Here is a 3,166-nt window from a genome sequence, read left to right on the forward strand (position 1 = left end):
GTCGGGGCGGCCTCTGCCTGTTCGGGGTCCGCTGATACCAGATGCCCGGTTCTCCGGCAAGCGGTTCGGCAGAACGCGCGGTACCGTTCGTGACACGACTTTCACGTCATGACCGTTGATCTCTTGCAACGAAACGGATCCGCGCGCCCGTCTACCAGTCGTGGGCGTGACGATTGGAGATGCTCGTGGGTGGTAAGGCCGGCACGGACCGCGGCAAGCGGTCCATGTGGCGTGGCGTGCCGCGGTGGGCCCGGGTCTGCACCATCCTCGGCGTTGTCATGATGGTGCTCAGCGGCTCCGTGCTGGTGGGCTACCACGCCCTGGTCGCCCGCTACGAGGGCGCGGTCGGCAAGGGCGACCTCTTCGGCGACCAGGCGGCCGGGGCCAAGGAGAAGAAGAGCGACATCAAGGGCCCGCTGAACATCCTGCTGGTGGGCATCGACCCCCGCAACCCGAGGACCCGCCCCCTCGCCGACTCGATCATGATCCTGCACGTGCCGGCCGGCATGGACCGGGGCTACCTCTTCTCGCTGCCCCGCGACCTGCGGGTGGAGATCCCCGACTTCCCGAAGGCCGACTACTCCGGCGGCACCGACCGGCTCAACGCCGCCATGTCGCACGGCAGCGCCGTGCCCGGGCAGAACCCGAGCGCGGCACAGGGCTTCGAACTGCTCGCCAAGACCGTGCAGCGGGTCACCGGGATCGAGCGCTTCGACGCCGGGGCGATCATCAACTTCACCGGCTTCAAGAAGATCGTCGACGCCATGGGTGGCGTCGACATGTACATCGAGCGGGACGTCAAGTCCGAGCACCTGCAGCCGGACGGCACGCCGCGGCAGCTCAAGCCGGGCGGCGGGGGCTACCTCGGCCCGCAGGCCGTCTACCAGAAGGGCAACGCCCACCTCAAGGGCTGGCAGGCGCTGGACTACGTCCGGCAGCGCTATCCGAAGAATGGTGTGCCGGACGCCGACTACGGCCGGCAGCGGCACCAGCAGCAGTTCGTCAAGGCGATGGTGAGCCAGGCGTTCAGCGCGGACGTGGTGGCCAACCCGGTGAAGCTGGACAAGGTGCTCCGCGCGGCCGGCCAGTCGCTGGTCTTCAACGGCCGGGGCAACAGCGTGGTCGACTTCGCCCTCGCCCTGAAGGGCATCCGGGCCGACTCGATCGAGACGATCAAGCTGCCCGGCGGCCCGGTCCAGTCCAGCCGGGGCTACCAGGGGGAACAGCTGCTGCCCGCCGCCGAGGACTTCTTCGCGGCGCTGCGCAACGAGCAGGTCGACGCGTTCCTGCTGGAGCACCCCGACTTCAAGCAGAAGAGCAAGTAGCGTGAGCGCCAACGGCCCCCGGCGGGTGCCGGGGGCTCGTTGGCATGACCGTGGCGCAGCTCTCGCCACCCGCGTTGGGTGGGTCTCGGGGGCGCGACTAGACTTTCGGCAATCCGCCGCCGCAGCAAGGAGACAGCGTGGCACAGCAGCTTCACGTCGAGCTCGTAGCCGTCGAGGAGAAGGTCTGGTCCGGCGAGGCCGAGATGGTCGTCGCCCGGACGACCGAGGGTGAGCTGGGTGTGCTGCCGGGGCACGCGCCCCTGCTCGGCCAGCTCGCCGAGCCCAGCCAGGTACGCATCAAGCAGGCCGGCGGCGAGCAGCTCGCGTACGACGTAGCGGGCGGCTTCCTGTCGGTGTCCGGTGAGGGCGTGACCGTCCTCGCCGAGAGCGCCACCCCGGCCACTCCGGCGCGCTGAGCCGACCCGCCGATGGAGATCGTGGAAGGGATCGGAATCGGCGTCGCGGTCGTCTTCGCGGCGCTCCTGATCCTCTTCATCCGGCGGGCCCTCTACACCCGTAGCGGAGGCATCATCCGGCTCAGCGTCCGGGTGTCCACGATCCTCGACGGCCGGGGCTGGTCTCCGGGCTTCGGCCGCTTCGTCGGCGACGAACTCCGCTGGTACCGCATGTTCAGCTTCGCCCTGCGTCCCAAGCGGGTGCTCTCCCGCAAGACGCTGGCCGTGGAGCGGCGCCGGCTGCCCGAGGGTCAGGAACGGCTCTCCATGCCGGCCGACTGGGTGATCCTGCGCTGTACCAGCAACCACGCCCCGGTCGAGATCGCCATGGCGCGGTCCACGGTCACCGGCTTCCTCTCCTGGCTCGAGGCCGCCCCACCCGGGGCGGTCTCGCCGCGTCTGGCCTCCCAGGACTGGCCCGCCGCCTGACCCGCCCGCCCTCCAGCCCGGTATGGCGGCGGGGTCCTGCGTTTTGTTGTCGCCCGCCACTCGGCGCGGTGACGGCATCCGGCGTGCGTGTCGCCGCCAGTTCGGCGCGGTGATGGCGCGCCCGCTCCCTTTCTTGTGGTGGGTCGCTCCCGGGCGAGGTGTCCGGTGCGAGTGGGGCGAGTGGAACGCCGTGTATGTCTCCCGGGCCGGGATACCTCCATGGCGTTCCACCGACGGGGGCGCGGGGTCGTTGGGTGGAACGTCATGGCTGTCTCCGAGGTCCGGATACAATCGATGCCGTTCCACCGACCGTCCCGGTCTGGGCGGGGTGTCCGTTTCGCGGGTGGCCGGCGGCACTCGGGCGGCGGAATGGCTGGCGGGTGGGGGTCGTTGTATCCCCGTGAACGACCGAGGAGGCCCCCCGCGCGACGGGGTGCCGGCTGAGGAAGACGCCCCGCGAGGCGGGGTGCCCGGCCCCGGAATGATGGTGGGCCGCCGGTCGTTGTACATGGTCCCGGCGCCGCGAAGAGGCCCTAGCCCCGCGCACCGGATGATCCCCCAAGACTTTTTGAGCGCCTGACGGTGCTTGCGCACACCACACCCGGCCGACCCCCATCGGCTCGTGTGTGCGCCAACCCCCGAATGGAGCTTTCCCATGAACACGATGCTGCGTAAGAGCGTGCTCGGTATTGCTGGTCTGGCCTTCACCGGCGGCATCTTTGCCGGTCCGGTCGCCGCCCACGCCGACGCCGGCCCCGTCGAGGGCAAGCCCGTCGCGGTGGCCGTGCAGGGTGACAAGCTGATCCCGCACGGTGTGCAGGGCGCGCAGTCGAAGATCGACCTGAACGACGAGCAGACCGCCAACGCCAAGGCGATCATCGCCGCCACGAAGAAGGCGGGTCTGCCGGAGCGGGCGGCGGTCATCTCGATCGCCACGTCGCTGCAGGAGTCGAAGCT

The 3,166-nt window shown here is 70.1% G+C and carries 3 protein-coding genes and 1 pseudogene; all 4 read left to right on the top strand.

Annotated features, from left to right (window positions below):
• Window positions 1-179 precede the first annotated feature (179 nt).
• Entirely contained in the window at window positions 180-1,325 is a 1,146-nt protein-coding gene (locus IEY96_RS16835; RefSeq protein ID WP_189195719.1) for an LCP family protein, read from the top strand.
• Between the two features lie 137 nt (window positions 1,326-1,462).
• Complete coding sequence (locus IEY96_RS16840; protein ID WP_091318756.1) at window positions 1,463-1,741, top strand: F0F1 ATP synthase subunit epsilon; 279 nt, start codon at window positions 1,463-1,465, stop codon at window positions 1,739-1,741.
• A 12-nt stretch (window positions 1,742-1,753) separates the two neighbouring features.
• Window positions 1,754-2,209 carry a DUF2550 domain-containing protein gene (locus IEY96_RS16845; RefSeq protein ID WP_091318759.1) on the top strand — a complete coding sequence of 152 codons (456 nt, stop codon included), beginning with the start codon at window positions 1,754-1,756 and terminating at the stop codon, window positions 2,207-2,209.
• Window positions 2,210-2,864: 655 nt separating this feature from the next.
• A pseudogene (locus IEY96_RS16850) lies at window positions 2,865-3,166 on the top strand (hypothetical protein); the annotation flags it as partial.

The sequence above is a fragment of the Micromonospora fulviviridis genome, assembly GCF_014648395.1.
Classification (GTDB): domain Bacteria; phylum Actinomycetota; class Actinomycetes; order Mycobacteriales; family Micromonosporaceae; genus Micromonospora; species Micromonospora fulviviridis.